Annotated in this window: 9 protein-coding genes; 6 read left to right on the top strand and 3 right to left on the bottom strand. The window is 66.0% G+C overall.

Annotated elements, in window-relative coordinates:
• The first annotated feature begins 720 nt into the window (after positions 1 to 720).
• The 3 genes from J2848_RS08345 (at position 721) to ppdK (ending at position 10,017) form a co-directional block, all read left to right on the top strand.
• Positions 721 to 4,461: a vitamin B12-dependent ribonucleotide reductase gene (locus tag J2848_RS08345; protein ID WP_149229455.1), complete on the top strand. Its 3,741-nt coding sequence runs from the start codon at positions 721 to 723 to the stop codon at positions 4,459 to 4,461.
• Positions 4,462 to 4,716: 255 nt separating this feature from the next.
• Positions 4,717 to 6,969 (top strand): putative bifunctional diguanylate cyclase/phosphodiesterase, encoded by a 2,253-nt coding sequence (locus J2848_RS08340; protein WP_149229456.1) that lies wholly within the window; start codon positions 4,717 to 4,719, stop codon positions 6,967 to 6,969.
• 354 nt (positions 6,970 to 7,323) lie between these two features.
• Positions 7,324 to 10,017 (top strand): pyruvate, phosphate dikinase, encoded by a 2,694-nt coding sequence (gene ppdK / locus J2848_RS08335; protein WP_149229457.1) that lies wholly within the window; start codon positions 7,324 to 7,326, stop codon positions 10,015 to 10,017.
• Between the two features lie 406 nt (positions 10,018 to 10,423).
• On the opposite strand, the gene J2848_RS08330 is transcribed toward ppdK, so the two are convergent.
• Positions 10,424 to 10,801, bottom strand: coding sequence for a winged helix-turn-helix transcriptional regulator (locus J2848_RS08330; RefSeq protein ID WP_149229458.1), 378 nt, complete (start codon positions 10,799 to 10,801; stop codon positions 10,424 to 10,426).
• Positions 10,802 to 10,887: 86 nt separating this feature from the next.
• Here J2848_RS08330 and J2848_RS08325 point away from each other — a divergent pair, with 86 nt between their 5' ends.
• Both J2848_RS08325 and J2848_RS08320 read left to right on the top strand, forming a co-directional pair.
• Positions 10,888 to 11,508 (top strand): FMN-dependent NADH-azoreductase, encoded by a 621-nt coding sequence (locus J2848_RS08325; protein ID WP_149229459.1) that lies wholly within the window; start codon positions 10,888 to 10,890, stop codon positions 11,506 to 11,508.
• 147 nt (positions 11,509 to 11,655) lie between these two features.
• Positions 11,656 to 12,300, top strand: a complete 645-nt coding sequence (locus J2848_RS08320) for a DsbA family oxidoreductase (protein ID WP_170306935.1) — start codon at positions 11,656 to 11,658, stop codon at positions 12,298 to 12,300.
• A gap of 107 nt (positions 12,301 to 12,407) precedes the next feature.
• Here the strand turns inward: J2848_RS08320 and glgA are convergent, their stop codons facing one another.
• Entirely contained in the window at positions 12,408 to 13,877 is a 1,470-nt protein-coding gene (glgA, locus tag J2848_RS08315) for a glycogen synthase GlgA (RefSeq protein ID WP_149229461.1), read from the bottom strand.
• Positions 13,878 to 14,015: 138 nt separating this feature from the next.
• Positions 14,016 to 15,287: a glucose-1-phosphate adenylyltransferase gene (gene glgC, locus J2848_RS08310; RefSeq protein WP_149229462.1), complete on the bottom strand. Its 1,272-nt coding sequence runs from the start codon at positions 15,285 to 15,287 to the stop codon at positions 14,016 to 14,018.
• Positions 15,288 to 15,958: 671 nt separating this feature from the next.
• Here glgC and J2848_RS08305 point away from each other — a divergent pair.
• Positions 15,959 to 17,395, top strand: coding sequence for an ammonium transporter (locus J2848_RS08305; RefSeq protein ID WP_149229463.1), 1,437 nt, complete (start codon positions 15,959 to 15,961; stop codon positions 17,393 to 17,395).
• Positions 17,396 to 17,556: the final 161 nt, after the last annotated feature.

Genomic DNA, 17,556 nt, shown 5'->3' with positions numbered 1-17,556 from the left:
CCTTGGCTCCATGCGCCTCAACCAGACGGGCGCGAAATAGTTGCGGAATGGCCGTCCTCACCCCTCTTCCGTGTCGATCCCCAGGTGAGCCGGTGGCGACTCGGGGGCGGGTCAAGCCTGCCTTGTCGAGTCCCCCCTTGGATTCCGCCGTCTCGTGCCGAGTCGGGCCGGTGGCGAATCGGTGGTGGGTCCAACAGTGCATAGGCAACAAGATGTTGATTTTCACTGCAACGAGGCACTGGCGGTCGGCTGCGTTTTGCGCTCTAATCGGGGCGTGGCGCTGTCCGGTCCGGCATCGGCGGTGATTTGAGTGCCTACAGTTTGTGCCTCACGGCCGCGATGCGGTCCGCCATCGCCCCCTGAAAAAATTGCTTGGCAGGCGGGAACAGGATCCCCGGTCACGGGTTGAACACCACAAGATCAAGGTTTTGAGGGGTTCGATGATGTCAACCACAATATCTAGCAGAGTGGGCTTGCCTGCCCCGGTCGCGCTGGCTAGGATGCCGCCCACGTGACCCGGCCGGCCTGAGCGCCAGCCCCGGTCGGCAGCACAGCGGCGACGGCGGACAGCCGGGCACGAGCCCTCTGTTTGTACGGCGCCATCTGTGTTGCCGGGCCGGACGGCGGCAGAGACCGCCGGCTGCCTCGGATCGGGACGGGTCGCATTACATTTCCATTCGAGCGCGCCACGGCGCGCTCCAAGCAGGGGACAGTCTCATCATGCGGATCGAGCGTCGTTTCACGCACGAAGGTCAGGACGCCTACGCCAGCCTCGGTTTCCGCCAGGCGACCAGCGAGATCCGCAACCCGGATGGGACGATCGTCTTCCAGCAGACCGGCATCGAGGTGCCGGACAATTTCTCCCAGGTCGCCAGCGACATCCTGGCCCAGAAGTATTTCCGCAAGGCCGGCGTCCCCGCAGCGCTCCGCGCCGTGGAAGAGAACACCGTCCCGTCCTGGCTGTGGCGCAAGGAAGCGGACCAGGAGAAGCTGGCCGCCCTGCCGAAGGAGAAGCGCTTCGTAGGTGAGCAGTCCGCCCGTCAGGTCTTCGACCGTCTGGCCGGCACCTGGACCTACTGGGGCTGGAAGGGCGGCTATTTCGACACCGAAGCCGACGCCCGCGCTTTCTTCGACGAGATGCGCTTCATGCTGGCCGCCCAGATGGCGGCCCCGAACAGCCCGCAGTGGTTCAATACCGGCCTGCACTGGGCCTACGGCATCGACGGCCCGAGCCAGGGCCATTTCTATGTCGATTTCAAGACCGGCCTGCTGACCTCGTCTGCTTCGGCCTACGAGCACCCGCAGCCGCACGCCTGCTTCATCCAGTCCGTCGCCGACGACCTCGTCAACGAGGGCGGCATCATGGACCTGTGGGTGCGTGAGGCCCGCCTGTTCAAGTACGGCTCGGGCACCGGTTCCAACTTCTCCAAGCTGCGCGGCGAGGGCGAGCGTCTGGCCGGCGGCGGCAAGTCGTCGGGCCTGATGAGCTTCCTGAAGATCGGCGACCGCGCGGCCGGCGCCATCAAGTCGGGCGGCACCACCCGCCGTGCGGCCAAGATGGTCACGGTGGACATGGACCACCCGGACATCGAAGGCTACATCGACTGGAAGGTGAACGAGGAGCAGAAGGTCGCAGCACTCGTGACCGGCTCCAAGATCTGCCAGAAGCACCTGACGGCGGTGATGGCCGCCGCCCAGTCGGGCTTGGACCCGAAGGAGAACAAGGAGCTCAAGAAGGCGATCCTTGCCGCCCGCAAGGATCAGGTGTCGGAGAACTACATCCAGCGCGTGATCCAGTTCGCCGGCCAGGGCTTCACCTCCATCGAGTTCAAGACCTACAACACCGACTGGGATTCGGAAGCCTACCTGACGGTCTCCGGCCAGAACTCCAACAACTCCGTGCGCATCTCCAACGAGTTCGTGCAGGCGGTGCTGGACGATGCCGACTGGAACCTGATCGGCCGCACCAACGGCAAGGTGGTGAAGACCGTCCGCGCTCGCGACCTGTGGGACAAGGTCGGCTATGCCGCCTGGGCCTGCGCCGATCCGGGCGTGCAGTTCGACAGCACCATCAACGAGTGGCACACCTGCCCGGCCTCGGGGCGCATCAACGCCTCGAACCCGTGCTCGGAGTATATGTTCCTCGACGACACCGCCTGCAATCTGGCGTCGCTGAACCTGATGTCGTTCCGTCTGAAGGACGGTTCCTTCGACGTCGAGGCGTTCGAGCATGCCTGCCGGCTGTGGACCATCGTGCTGGAAATCTCCGTGCTGATGGCGCAGTTCCCGTCGAAGGAAATCGCCCAGCTCTCCTACGAGTTCCGCACGCTAGGCCTGGGCTTCGCCAACCTCGGCGGCCTGCTGATGGCGTCGGGCCTGTCCTACGACTCGGACGAGGGCCGCGCCTATTGCGCCGGCATCTCCGCTGTCATGACCGGTGTCGCCTATGCCACCTCGGCCGAGATGGCGCAGGAGCTGGGCACCTTCCCGGGCTTCGAGGCCAACCGCGACCACATGCTGCGGGTCATCCGCAACCATCGCCGCGCCGCCAATGGCGAGATGAACGGTTATGAAGGCCTGGCGGTCGAGCCGGTGCCCTTCGTCGCCGACCTCTGCCCGGACCAGGAGTTGGCTCTGGCCGCCGTCCGCGTGTGGGACGAGGCGCTGGAGCTGGGCGAGGCCCACGGCTTCCGCAACGCCCAGGCCACCGTGGTCGCCCCGACCGGCACCATCGGTCTGGTGATGGACTGCGACACCACCGGCATCGAGCCCGACTTCGCCCTGGTGAAGTTCAAGAAGCTGGCCGGCGGCGGCTACTTCAAGATCGTCAACCGGCTGGTGCCGGAGGCGCTGAAGACGCTCGGCTACACCCCGGACCAGATCGAGCAGATCGCGCTCTACGCCGTCGGCCACGGCACGCTGAAGAATGCCCCGGGCGTGAACCACGAGTCGCTGAAGGCTAAGGGCTTCACCGCCGAACTGCTGGAGCGTCTGGAAGGCAACCTGACCACTGCCTTCGACATCAAGTTCGTCTTCAACCGCTGGACCATCGGCGCGGACTTCTGCACTCAGACGCTGGGCATCCCGGCCGAGACGCTGGATGCCCCGGGCTTCGACCTGCTGAGCCACATCGGCTTCACCAAGGCGCAGATCGAGGCGGCCAACACCTTCTGCTGCGGCGCCATGACTTTGGAGGGCGCACCCTTCCTCAAGGAAGAGCACCTGCCGGTGTTCGACTGCGCCAACCCCTGCGGCCGCATCGGCAAGCGTTTCCTGTCCTGGGAATCGCACATCACGATGATGGCGGCGGCGCAGCCCTTCATCTCCGGCGCCATCTCCAAGACCATCAACATGCCGAACACGGCGACGGTCGACGAGTGCAAGGACGCCTATCTGATGTCCTGGCGCCTGGGCCTGAAGGCGAACGCGCTGTACCGCGACGGCTCCAAGCTGAGCCAGCCGCTGCAGGCCGCCCTGCTCGACGACGAGGAGGATGGCGAGGCGGTCGAGGCGGTGATCGAGGCGCCGTCCGCCGTCCGTGCCCAGATGGTCACCGAGCGCATCGTCGAGAAGGTGATCGAGCGGGTGGTGGAGCGGAAGAGCAGCTCGCGCGAGCGTCTGCCGCACCGCCGCAAGGGCTACACCCAGAAGGCCAATGTCGGCGGCCACAAGGTGTATCTGCGCACCGGCGAGTATGAGGACGGCCGCCTGGGCGAGATCTTCATCGACATGCACAAGGAAGGCGCCGCCTTCCGGTCGCTGATGAACAACTTCGCCATCGCGGTGTCGATCGGCCTGCAGTACGGCGTGCCGCTGGAGGAGTTCGTGGAGGCCTTCACCTTCACACGCTTTGAGCCGTCGGGCATGGTGACCGGCAACGATACCATCAAGATGGCGACCTCGGTCATCGACTACATCTTCCGCGAGATCGCCATCTCCTACCTGAATCGCACCGATCTGGCGCACGCCACGCCGGAGGATCTGGTGCCCTTCACGGTGGGCAGCGGCGACAAGCAGGGCGACCTGCCGGATACCCAGGTGCAGCCGTCCGACATCGTCCGCCGCATCGCGTCGACCGGCTATGTCCGTAACAACCTGCGCGTCCTGCATGGTGGCCAGACCCAGCGTGCCAGCGCCGCGGCGGCCTTCGCCGCCACCGGCACCGACACGGCGGCTGTCAGCGTTACCGCCTCGGCCGGCACTCAGGCGTCGGCTCAGGCAGCCATGTCGGCCAGCCCGGCGGTTGCCGCCGCCACCGCCCAGGGCCATGTCGCCGCCACCGCGGCGACCGGCACGGCCTATGGCGGCAGCACCAGCGACCAGCGCTTCGACCGCATCCGCGAGGCCCGTGCCCGTGGCTATGAGGGCGATCCCTGCGGCGAGTGCGGCAACATGACCCTGGTCCGTAACGGCACCTGCCTGAAGTGCGACAGCTGCGGCTCGACCACCGGCTGCAGCTGATCCCGCGGACCACTCCCCGATTGGGGTGCGGCAGGAGGACGAAATGAGGGCGGGGAGGGAGCGGGAGACCGCTTCCTCCCTTTTCTTTGTATGCGATTGGCCCCGGTTGCTGCGAATTAGAACCATTCTTACATGACTGCAACGGTATGGGCGGAGCGTTACGAGCCTTGACCGTGGCGCGTGTACTCATGTTAGCTGACTCTCCCGGGGGCGCCGGCACGGCGTTTCCGAAGCATGTCCGGAGGGATCAGGGTTATGGATTCGCCCGGGACCGCGCTGGACGACCGTCTGCCGTCCGATCGCCTGTTGCGGGCGACCGCTGCGCAATGGAGCGCGGCCTTGGTCTGGATGTCGGCGGATGGCACCATTGTCGGTGCCAACCCCGGTTTCGCCCGGCTGGCCGGTGTTCCGCTGGAGACGCTGGTCGGCCACTCGCTGCCCGGTCTGCTCGATCTCGGCGGGCGTGACTGGCAGGCGGTGTGGGACGGGGCGCAGGGGGATCATCCGCCTCCCGGCACTGGTAGCCTGCGCATTCCCCGCCGCGATCCGGTTCCGGTCGATCTGCACTGGCAACATCTGACCGACGGTGACGATGTCCTGCTCCTGTGCGAGATGCGCGGCTTCGACGAGCGAGAACGGGCGGAGGCAGTGGCCGGCCTGCAACAGAATGTCCTGGAACTGGTGGCGGCCGGCCGGTCGCTGAAACAGGTTCTGGATTTCCTCTGCCGGCAGGTCGAAGCCTGTGCGCCGGAGGTCGCCTGTTCAGTGATGCTGCGTGACGACGAGAACCGCATGCGGGTCGCCGCCGCCCCGTCGTTGCCCGTCGCCTATACCGCCGGCATCGACGGGCTGCCAATCGAGCCGGACGTCGGCAGCTGCGGCAGCGCGATGAGCGTGGGTGAGGCGGTAATGTCGACCGACATCGCTGGCGATCCGCGTTGGGACACGCATCGGGACCTTGCGCTGACCCATCGGTTGGCTGCCTGCTGGTCCAATCCGATCAAGGGGCGGGATGCCCGGATGCTGGGCAGCTTTGCGCTCTATTATCGCGAGCCGCGCTCCGCCCCCACCTTCCACCGCCGGCTGGTGGAGGCTTGTGTGCATCTGTGCGCACTTGCCATCGAACATGACCGGGCGCGGGCTGAGATCAACCGGCTGGCCTATTTCGATACCCTGACCGGGCTGCCCAACCGCCAGCTTCTGGCCGACCGCGCCACCGCGGCGCTGGCCCTGGCCGGGCGGACGCGGCAGCCGGTGACGTTGATGTTCCTAGACATCGACCGTTTCAAGACCGTCAATGATTCGCTTGGCCATGCGGTGGGCGACCGGCTGCTGGTGGAGGTGGCGACCCGGCTGAAACAGCTGTTCATCGAGGGGGACACGTTGGCCCGGCTGGGCGGTGACGAGTTCGTAGCCTTGCTGCCGGGATGCGATGCGGCGCACGCCTCGCTGCTGGCCGAGCGGGTGCTGACCACCCTGTCGGTGCCGATGACGGTGGCCGACCTGACGCTGACGCCGACAGCCAGCATCGGCATCGCCGTTCATCCCAACGACGGCATGGATTTCGATACGCTGCTGCGTCAGGCCGATGCGGCGATGTACCGGGCCAAGCAGGCCGGCCGCAACCGCTGTCACTTCTTTCGCCGTGACATGAATGAACAGGCGGTGCGCCGGCTGGAGATGGAAGCGGCGCTGCGCGAGGCGCTGGATCGGCAGGAAGCCGGCTGTCCGGGCGAGGATGCGCCGTTCGAGCTGCATTACCAGCCGCAGGTTCGCCTGAAGCCGAATTGCCTGTACCGGGTGGAGGCGCTGATCCGCTGGACCCACCCACGCTGGGGGGCGGTGTCGCCAGCCGAGTTCATACCGCTGGCCGAGGAATGCGGGCTGATCGACCGGTTGGACAGCTGGGTGTTGCAGACCTCAGTGGCGCAGCTCGGCCGTTGGCGCGCGGCGGGGATACCGGTGCCCGGACTGGCGGTGAACGTCTCCGCCGTCCGCTTCGCCCGCGGCGACCTGCCGGACCAGGTTCGCGCCGCGCTGGCCACCAACGGCATCCCGGCCAATGACCTGACGTTGGAAATCACTGAACGGCTGATGATGACAGAAGAGGTCGGTGTCCATGACGCGCTGGACGCCCTGCACGCGTTGGGCGTCACCCTGTCGATCGACGATTTCGGCACCGGCTATTCCAGCTTGGGCTACCTCAAGCGTTACCCTGTCGGAGAGCTGAAGATCGACCGCAGCTTCGTCAAGGAACTGGACATCGACGCCGCCAACCGGCCGCTGGTCCGCGCCATCATCCAGATCGGCGAAGCGCTGGGGTTGACCGTCGTGGCGGAGGGGGTGGAGCGTGAGGCCCAGCACCGCATGCTGGAGGCGGAGGGTTGCGCCATCGGCCAGGGCTACCTCTTCGCCCGGCCGATGCCGGCGGCGACGCTGGTCGACTGGCTAGCGGGGGAAGGCAAGCACTGGAACGAGTGTCCGGACGAGGATTGCATCAGCATCTGAAACATTTGCAGGGGAAATGGTCCCGTTTTTCTTTGGATTTACGGGGTACTTCCGCCGCAATTCACCATTCGAATCGGTATTATGAGGATCCGCCGGAGTAAAGGGGATCCGGCCAATACGATATAGTCGCAACGCTCCTTTGCCGGTGAAGCGCAGGTCATCCCGTTCTAGACCACGCGACTGTCTTGTGTCCCAACGTTTGGGGCGATAGAAGGTCCACTCAGCGGCATGTGCGGTCAAGCAAACTGACCACGGCGTTTCGCTGAGCGGAAAAGACCCGCCCGGTGGATCGCCCGTGGAGCACAAGGGGAGCACCCGCATGCCGGACGACCATGGGGCGAGAGGAAATCCGCGATGGCGAGCCAGGGTGAATCCAAGTGGGTCTACAGCTTCGGGGCCGGTGCCACCGAAGGACGGGCCGATATGAAGAACCTGCTGGGCGGCAAGGGCGCCAATCTGGCCGAAATGGCCAATCTTGGCCTGCCCGTTCCGCCGGGCTTCACGATCACCACCGAGCTGTGCACCTATTTCTACGCCAACGGCCGCTCCTATCCGCCGGAGCTGACGGCGCAGGTGAACGCCGCCATCGCGCGGCTGGAACAGGCGATGGACGCCAAGTTCGGCGACCCGGTCAACCCGCTGCTGGTGTCGGTCCGTTCCGGCGCCCGTGCGTCGATGCCCGGCATGATGGACACCGTCCTGAACCTGGGCCTGAACGACGCGACCGCCGCCGGCCTTGCCAAGCGGTCGGGTGACGGTCGCTTCGCCTACGACAGCTACCGCCGCTTCATCCAGATGTACTCCAACGTCGTCCTCGACGTTGAGCATCACCATTTCGAGGACATCCTCGACAACCACAAGCGCGACAAGTCCTACAACCTCGACACCGACCTGTCGGCCGAGGATTGGCAGGCGGTGATCGAGGACTACAAGAAGGCGGTCGAGCGCGAGCTGGGCAAGCCCTTCCCGCAGGATGTGCAGGAGCAGCTGTGGGGCGCCATCGGCGCCGTGTTCGGCTCCTGGATGAACGCCCGCGCCATCACCTACCGCAAGCTGCACGACATCCCGGCCGACTGGGGCACCGCGGTCAACGTGCAGTGCATGGTCTTCGGCAACATGGGCAACGACTGCGCCACCGGCGTGGCCTTCACCCGCAACCCGTCGACCGGCGAGAACGCCTTCTACGGCGAATATCTGGTCAACGCCCAGGGCGAGGACGTCGTCGCCGGCATCCGCACGCCGCAGCACCTGACCGTCGCCGGCAAGATCGCCAACAAGTCCGACCTCCCCGCCATGGAGGAGGTGATGCCGGAGGTGTTCAACCAGCTGAACGAGGTCCGCCTCACGCTGGAGAAGCACTACCGCGACATGCAGGACATCGAGTTCACGGTCCAGCAGAACAAGCTGTTCATGCTGCAGACCCGCAACGGCAAGCGCACCGCCCCGGCGGCGCTGAAGATCGCGGTGGATCTGGCGAACGAGGGCGTCATCGACCGGAACGAGGCGGTCCGCCGCATCGATCCGGCCTCGCTCGACCAGCTCCTCCACCCGACGCTGGACCCCAAGGCCGACCGCAAGGTCATCGCCAAGGGTCTGCCGGCCTCCCCCGGCGCCGCGTCGGGCAAGGTGGTCTTCACCGCCGACGAGGCCGAGCAGATGGCCGGCAAGGGCGAGTCGGTGATCCTCTGCCGCATCGAGACCTCGCCCGAGGACATCCACGGCATGCACGCCGCCCGCGGCATCCTGACCAGCCGCGGCGGCATGACCAGCCACGCGGCGGTGGTTGCCCGCGGCATGGGCCGTGCCTGCGTGTCGGGCGCCGGCGACCTGCGCATCGACTACAAGACCAAGCAGATGTCGGTCCGCGGCGTCGCCGTCAAGGAAGGCGACATCCTGACCATCGACGGCTCCACCGGCGAGGTGATGCTGGGCGAGGTGCCGACGATCCAGCCGGAGCTGTCGGGCGACTTCGCCACCCTGATGGGCTGGGCCGACGGCATCCGCCGGATGAAGATCCGCGCCAACGCCGAGACCCCGCTGGACGCCCGCACCGCGCGGAAGTTCGGCGCCGAGGGCATCGGCCTGTCGCGCACCGAGCACATGTTCTTCGACCCGGAGCGCATCCTGGCCGTCCGCGAGATGATCCTGGCGGAGGACGAGGCCGGCCGCCGCAAGGCGCTCGCCAAGCTGGAGCCCTTCCAGAAGAAGGACTTCGTCGAGCTGTTCACGATCATGGCCGGCCTGCCGGTGACGATCCGCCTGCTCGACCCGCCGCTGCACGAGTTCCTGCCGAACACCGAAGAGGACATGGCGGAGGTCGCCCAGGCCACTGGCACCGATCCGCTGCGGGTGCGCCACCGCACCATCCAGCTGCATGAAGCGAACCCGATGCTGGGCCATCGCGGCTGCCGTCTGGGCATCTCGTACCCCGAGATCTACGAGATGCAGGCCCGTGCCATCTTCGCCGCCGCCGCCGAAGTCGCCAAGACCACCGGCGAGGCCGTCATTCCCGAAGTGATGATCCCGCTGATCATCACCCGCAAGGAGTTCGACATCCTCAAGGCGGTGATCGACCGCGCCGCCGAGCAGGTGAAGGCCGAGACCGGCGTGACGGTGGAGTATCTGACCGGCACGATGATCGAGATCCCGCGCGCGGCCCTGAAGGCCGGCGAGATCGCCGAATCGGCCGAGTTCTTCAGCTACGGCACCAACGACCTGACCCAGACCACGCTGGGCCTGTCGCGCGACGACGCCGGCAGCTTCCTGCCGGAGTACCAGCGCCAGGGCATCCTGGAGCAGGACCCGTTCCAGTCGCTGGACGTCACCGGCGTCGGCGAACTGGTGGAGATCGCCACCGAGCGCGGCCGCAAGGTCCGTCCGGACATCAAGCTCGGCATCTGCGGCGAGCATGGCGGCGACCCGGCCTCGATCTCCTTCTGCGAGAAGGTCGGGCTGACCTACGTCTCCTGCTCGCCCTACCGCGTGCCGATCGCGCGTCTGGCGGCGGCGCAGGCGGCGCTGAACAGCGACACGGTCAAGCGCGACTGAGCCGAACCGGGTAGCTGAAACGACTACGGCCCTCTTCCCGCACAGGAAGGGGGCCGTTTCGTTTTGGGGGCGGCGTTGGGTGGAACAGCGTGGAACAGGTTTCGGGGGACTGTTCACTGTTCCACGCGGTGCCACCGGGCATGGGGGACGGTGGCGGGATGGAACGTTTGGAACAGGTTGGAACGGTTTTCGCGAGTGTGTTCACTGTTCCATCCAGCGGGACGGGGCGCAAGGCAGCGTAGCACCATTGGTGATGCATGTAGGACACTCCTCGGGCGGTTGCGGCTTTTAGTCCTATCACGGGGAGGAAGCAGTTGGTAAGGGCGCTCGAAAAACGCACTGGCTCGCCGCCTCTCGCCGCCTCCCGCCACTGCCAGATACCGGCTCAAATTGTTTCCCAGACGCCTTAGCTTGCATCGTACCGGACGCGAGCCTCTTGGATATTCTCCTGATTGGTTCGCGCCCACGTAACGAGAGCCATTACGGGCGCAAGGAGCGTCCGTCCCATCTCCGTCAACTCATACTCCACGCGCGGCGGAATGGTGGGAAACAACGTTCGCTTTACCAACCCATCGCGTTCCAGTTCGCGCAAAGTGATCGTCAGCATCCGCTGCGAGATGCCATCGATCTGACGCCTTAGCTCATTGAACCGAACTGGTTCATCTTTGAGTGTTGCGATGATGTACAGGCTCCATTTGTCACCGACGAGATCAAGGATTTCCCGAGCCATACGGCAGTCGTCACCTTTGCTGGGGGAAGGAAAATCAATGTTACTAAGTGTCATAGGAGTGCCTTCTTGCGAGGGAAAGAGCAGTTACTTTATTGGTGTTGGTAACAAGAATTAACTACCCTGTTCGGATCGGAGCAGCCATGACCAACATCCTCCTCGTCACATCGAGCCCTCGTGGCGCCGAGAGCCTGTCCACCCGCTTCGCGACCGAGATCGCCGAAGGCCTCAAGGTTCGCCTGGGCGGCACCCTTTTGACTCGCGATCTCGCGGCCAACCCACCGCCGTATATCGCGCAGGCTTATATCAACGGCCGCGTCGCGGCCCCCGAGGCGCGCACGCCTGAGCAGATCAACGCGGTCGGCCTTGCCCAGCAACTCGTCGAAGAGGTGAAGGCGGCCAATGTGATCGTCCTGGGTTCGGGCATGATCAATTTCGGCCCGTCGTCTCAGCTCAAGAGCTGGTTCGATCATATCACCTGGCCGGGCGTGACCTTCGATTATAGCGAAGCCGGCGGCCCGCAGGGATTGCTGACCGGCAAGAAGGTCTATCTCGTCACTGCCGCAGGCGGCGTCTTCTCGGAAGGCCACTACGCCCCCTTTGATTTCCAGACCGGCTATCTTCGCCACCTCCTAGGCTTCATCGGCCTGACCGACATCGAAATCGTCCGCGTGGAAGGTACCGTCTTCGGGCCTGAGGCGGCCAAGGCCGCCATCGCCGCCACCGAAGCCCAGGTTCGCGCGGTCTTGGAAAAGGCTGCCTGAAGGCGGGCCAGCCGTCTGCTCAGGCCGTGAGCGCGAACATGCATGTCTTACCGACATCCCGACCAGCCCGGTAGGCGGCCCCTGACTCTGACGGGTGTGTGCTCAGATCAATCCAAGACTTGTCGGCTCAACGACCAGAAGGATGATATGATGCTGCAAATCGATCTTTACACCGAGATCATCTGTCCCTGGTGCATCATCGGGCATCACCGTCTCGATAAGGTCCTGGCGGAACGATTCCCCGAGCTGGACGTGGATATCCGTCAACATCCGGTCCTTCTGCTCCCCGATGCACCAGCGGAGGGCCTCTATATTCCCGATCTTCTCCTCTCGCGCTACGGCGTGACCGATCCGAAGGCGTCGTTCGCCCGGCCCGAGGCGGAAGCACGGGCGTCCGGCCTTGACCTTGACCTGAGCCGCCAGCCCTGGACTTACAGGACGCAGCCGGCGCACGGGTTGATCCTCGCAGCACGAGCACGAGGTACGCAGCACCAGCTCGCGGCCGCAATCACCGGTGCCCATTTTCTGAAAGCAAAGAACATCTCGGACCCCGATGTCCTTGCGGACATCGCCGTGGCCTATGGGTTCGAGCGCGAAGAAGCCCGCGCGATAGCGCTCGACCCCATGCAGCACAGACGTGTCGAGCAGGAGGCGGCCCGATCGACAGCCGCCGGGATCAGGTCAGTTCCTCACTTCGTCTTCGGTGGGCGCATCGCCATCAACGGAGGACGCAGCGAAGACGAGATTGCGTCGGCCATCCGTCAGGCTGCCAGTGTCGCCGTGCCCGGCTAGCAGCGATTGTGATGCACTCCGGAGACAGGAACAGGGCGACAATCGGCGAGGCGCCAAGCGCCGCCAAGGGGTTTCCTGGAAAACGGGTGGCGAGCCGGCCCGTCCGCCTACCGCTCCCCTAGTCCCCGATACAGCTCCATGTACTCCTCCGCCGGGCCGTGCCAGCCGAAGTCCCGCGTCATGGCGCGGCGCTGCATCGCGTGCCAGCGGTCGGGCTTGCGGTAGACGCCCATCGCCCGGCGCAGCGCCCACACCAGTTCCTGGCCGGTCGCGTTGACGAACTGGAATCCCGTCGCGCTGCCGTCGGCGCTGGCCGCCGGGTTGGCGTCGATCACCGTGTCGGCGAGGCCGCCGGTGCGGCGGACCAGCGGCAGGGTGCCGTATTTCAGGGCGTAGAGCTGGGTCAGGCCGCAGGGCTCCGACCGGGACGGCACCAGGAACAGGTCGGCTCCGGCCTGGATGCGGTGGGACAGCGGCTCGTCATAGCCGATGCGGACGCCGATGGACTGCGGATGCCACTGGGCAAGCTGGCGGAAACCGGCCTCGCTGGAGGCGTCGCCGCTGCCCAGAACCACCAGCTGGCCGCCCCAGGACACCCATTGGCCGGCGGCCTCCAGCACCAGATCGAGGCCCTTGTGCCAGGTCAGGCGGCTGACCACGGCGGCCAACGGCGCGTCCGCGCGGCGGTCCAGGCCGAAGGCGGATTGCAGGTCGGCCTTGCAGGCGTCCTTACCACCGAGGTCGTCGGGGGTATAGCGGGCGGGCAGATGCGGGTCGGTCGCCGGATCCCACACCGCGTAATCGACGCCGTTCAGGATGCCGGTCAGCACGTCGGAGCGGGTGGCGAGCAGACCCTGCAGGCCGGTGCCGTGCTCGGCCGTCTGGATCTCGTTGGCGTAGGTCGGGCTGACCGTGGTCAGGCGGTCGGCGTAGAAGCAACCGGCCTTCAGGAAGCTGATGTTGCCGTAATACTCGACGCCGTCGATGCGGAAGCTGGAGGAGGGCAGGCCGAGGTCGCCCATCATCCAGGGGCCGAAGAGGCCCTGATAGGCGATGTTGTGGATGGTCAGCACCGTGCCCGGCCGGAAGGGGCCGGCGAAGCGGTCGGGGCGCAGGGTCAGATAGGCGGGGATCAGCGCCGCCTGCCAGTCGTGGCCGTGCAGGATGTCGGGCCGCCACCAGGGATCGTAGGAGGTCTCCGCCGCGAAGCCGGCGGCGACCCAGGCGAGGGCGGCGAAGCGCTGGGCATTGTCGGCCCAGTCCTTGCCGTCCGGTCCGAGATAGGGGTTGCCGGGACGGTCGTACAGCGACGGCGCCTTCAGCGCATAGGCGAGAACCCCGTCGGCGGTGCGGCCGATGCACAGCTGGGCACGGTCGCAGCCGGGCAGGTCGGTGATCAGGTCGCCGACGTCATGCAGGTTCTGCAGGCTGTTCAGAACGGCGGGATAGCCGGGCAGCAGCAGGCGGACGTCGGCGCCGGCGGCGATCAGGGCCGGCGGCAGGGCGGCGGACACGTCCGCCAGCCCCCCCGTCTTGACCATCGGGTAGCATTCGGACGTGACGTAAAGGACGCGCATCGGGAAGGCACTCGGATGAAAGGCGGGAGGGGTGAAAAGCCGGAGGGGGCAGGCATGCTATAGCGCCGATGCGGGTCCGGTGGGGAGCCGGATCGCATCGGCGCGGGCCAGGGTGCAAGGGGGCGGCGAAATGCCGCCTTATTCCTTCGGCAGCTTCTCGATCATCTCGCGGGTGATCAGGACGACGCCGCCCTCGCTGCGGTAAAAGCGCTTGGCGTCAAGCTCCGCGTCCTCGCCGACGACGAGGCCGTTGGGGATGCTGACGCCGCGGTCGATCACCACCTTCTTCAGGCGGCAATGGCGGCCGATGTCGCATTCCGGCAGGACCACCGCCTCGTGCAGCTCGCTGTAGGAGTTGACGCGGACCGAGCTGAACAGCAGCGACCGCCGCACGGTGGAGCCGGAGATGATGCAGCCGCCCGACACCAGGCTGTCGATCGCCGTGCCGCGGCGGTTCTCGTCGTCGAAGACGAACTTGGCGGGGGGAAGCTGTTCCTGATAGGTGAAGATCGGCCAGTCGCGGTTGTACAGGTTCAGTTGCGGCGTGACGTGGCAGAGGTCCAGGTTGGCTTCCCAATAGGCGTCGATGGTGCCGACGTCGCGCCAGTAGGGGGCGTCGTCCGGCGCGTCGATGATGGCGCTGTCGGCATAGTCGTGGGCGATGATGCGGGCGCCGCTCTTGACCAGATGCGGGATGATGTCCTTGCCGAAATCGCGGCTGGAGCCGGGGGTGGCGACGTCGCGTTCCAGCTGGTCGTAGAGGAACTGGGCGTTGAAGACGTAGATGCCCATGCTGGCCAGCGCCATGTCGGGGCGGCCGGGCATCGGCGGCGGGTCGGCCGGCTTCTCGACGAAGTCGATGATGCGGCGGTCATTGTCGATGTGCATGACGCCGAAACCGGTCGCCTGTTCGCGCGGGACCGCGATGCAGGGAACGGTGACGTCGGCCTTGCGGTCGATGTGGTCGAGCAGCAGGGCGCCGTAATCCATCTTGTAGATGTGGTCGCCGGCCAGGATCAGGACATATTCCGGCTCGTGGTCGCGCAGGATGTCCAGGTTCTGGTACACGGCGTCGGCGGTGCCCTGGTACCACTCCGTCTCGCTGACCCGCTGCTGGGCCGGCAGCAGGTCGCAGAACTCGTTCATCTCGCCGCGGAAGACGTTCCAGCCGCGCTGGAGATGGCGCAGAAGGCTGTGCGACTTGTACTGCGTCAGCACGCCGATGCGGCGGAAGCCGGAGTTGACGCAGTTGGACAGTGCGAAGTCGATGATGCGGTACTTGCCGCCGAAATAGGTCGCCGGCTTGGCCCGCCGGTCGGTCAGCTGCTTCAGACGGCTTCCGCGTCCCCCGGCCAGCACCAGCGCCACCGCACGTCGCGGTGCAAGGCGCAGATCCCGTTTGTCGAGCATGGCCGTTACCCCCTTTGCCTTATTCTTGCGGCCGCTCGGCGGCGACCAATTCATATGGAGGCGTTGACGGTGCCACATCTCGCCGCCATGTCCAATAGGCCCGGCGGTGGGTTCGCATCGGCTTACCCGCCGCAATACCTCTTTGCGGGCCTAGGAGGAAAGAGGGGCGTATGCGGCGCCCTGCCGAACGGCCTGGATGGAAGGGGTAGGCGGGCGGACCGTTCCGCCCCGATGCCTCCGCTTTGACCGCCGCATGAGCCGGACACTGCCCAAAATTTCATCATCTGCCGGAATGACAGCCAAAATGCTTGGCAAGCGCAGAGCAGAACGCGGCTGCCGGCCCTGCCATTCGGTCGAATACCCGAAATTTGCGGCGAAATGTCGGTTCCGAAATCTGCCCATTTCCTGGGCAAATACCGGGCGCGACTCGTAGGAGGGTGCCCGTTCGGGGGTCCCGTGTCAGGACAACCCTGACGATTCCAAGCCGTTTTCGACTGGCACGCTTCTTGTAACGCTGGAGGCGTCCTTGGTCCCGTCCGCCGCCCCGCCTTTGCCGGGGACGGGGCGACCGGGACGGGGTCGCCCCGGTGCGGTGGCTTGAGCGCGGAACACCTCCGGTGCCGCGCCGGCCGTTCAGGGGTGGGAGCGATTTTGGAGAAAGAGGAGCCTCGATGAACCGTCTGTTCCTTATGGCCGCACCGATGATGGCGGTTGCTCTGGGCGCGGTCGGCATGCCGGCCGCAGCCCTTGCCCAGGATCCGGCGGCTGCCGCCGCTGCCGCGGCTGCGGCTGCAGCCGCCACTGCCGCCGCACCGGCGGCTCCGGCGCTGAATGGCGGCGATACCGCCTGGATGCTGATCTCCACCGCGCTGGTGCTGATGATGACCATCCCCGGCCTGGCGCTGTTCTACGGCGGCATGGTCCGCAAGATGAACGTGCTGGCGACGGTGATGCAGAGCTTCGCCATCACCTGCCTGATCAGCGTCCTGTGGTACGTGATCGGTTACAGCCTGGCCTTCACCGGCACCGGTGCCTATGTCGGCGGTCTCGACCGGCTGTTCCTCAACGGGCTCGACTTCACGAAGGCCTTCGTGCTGGGCGAGGCGACGGGGTCTGGCGTCCCGACGACGATCCCCGAGCCGGTCTTCATGATGTTCCAGATGACCTTCGCGATCATCACCCCGGCCCTGATCACCGGCGCCTTCGCCGACCGCATGAAGTTCTCCTCGCTGCTGGTCTTCACCGCCCTGTGGTCGATCGTGGTCTATGCGCCGATCGCCCACTGGGTCTGGTATCCGTCGGGCTTCCTGTTCGGCCTGGGCGTGCTCGACTTCGCCGGCGGCACGGTCGTGCACATCAACGCGGGTGTGGCCGGCCTCGTCGCCGCCCTGGTGATCGGCAAGCGCAAGGGCTACCCGAAGGAAGCCTTCATGCCGCACAACCTGGTGCTGTCGCTGATCGGCGCCTCGCTGCTGTGGGTCGGCTGGTTCGGCTTCAACGCCGGTTCGGCCCTGACCGCCGGTCCGCGTGCCGGCATGGCGCTGGCCGCCACGCACATCGCCACCGCCGGTGCCGCCATGGGCTGGCTGTTCGCGGAGTGGATCGTCAAGGGCAAGCCGTCGATCCTCGGCATCATCTCCGGCGCCGTCGCCGGCCTGGTCGCGGTGACCCCGGCCGCCGGCTTCGTCGACCCGACGGGCGCCATCGTCATCGGCATCGTCGCCGGCGTGGTCTGCTTCTGGTCGGCCACCAGCCTCAAGCACATGCTGGGCTATGACGACAGCCTGGACGCCTTCGGCGTGCATGGCGTCGGCGGCCTGATCGGCGCCATCCTGACCGGCGTCTTCGCCAAGATGTCGGTGTCCAACAGCGAAGGCGGTTTCGCCGCCGTCCTCCAGGCCGACCCGAAGGCCACGCTGGGCCTGCTGGAAGGCAACGCCGCCGCCGTCTGGATCCAGGTCCAGGGCGTCGCCTACACCGTCGCCTGGTGCGCCATCGCCACCTTCGTCCTGCTGAAGGTCGTCGACGTGGTCATGGGCCTGCGCGTCGAGGAGGATGTGGAGCGCGACGGTCTCGACCTCGCCCTGCATGGCGAGAGCATCCACTAAGAACAATCCTTTCCCACGGGTCTCTTCGAGAAGGCCGCCGGTTCTCCGGCGGCCTTTTCGCTATGCATTTTTGGAGTCTGTCTGGTGCTCATTGAAGCACCAGACAGACCCTAAACTTTTGATTTTCCGTGTGATTCACGCTTCAAGCGACTCCGCTTGAA

It is taken from the genome of Azospirillum lipoferum, assembly GCF_024170005.1.
GTDB classification, from domain to species: Bacteria; Pseudomonadota; Alphaproteobacteria; order Azospirillales; family Azospirillaceae; genus Azospirillum; species Azospirillum lipoferum.
This window is presented reverse-complemented; position numbering and strand designations above follow the sequence as displayed.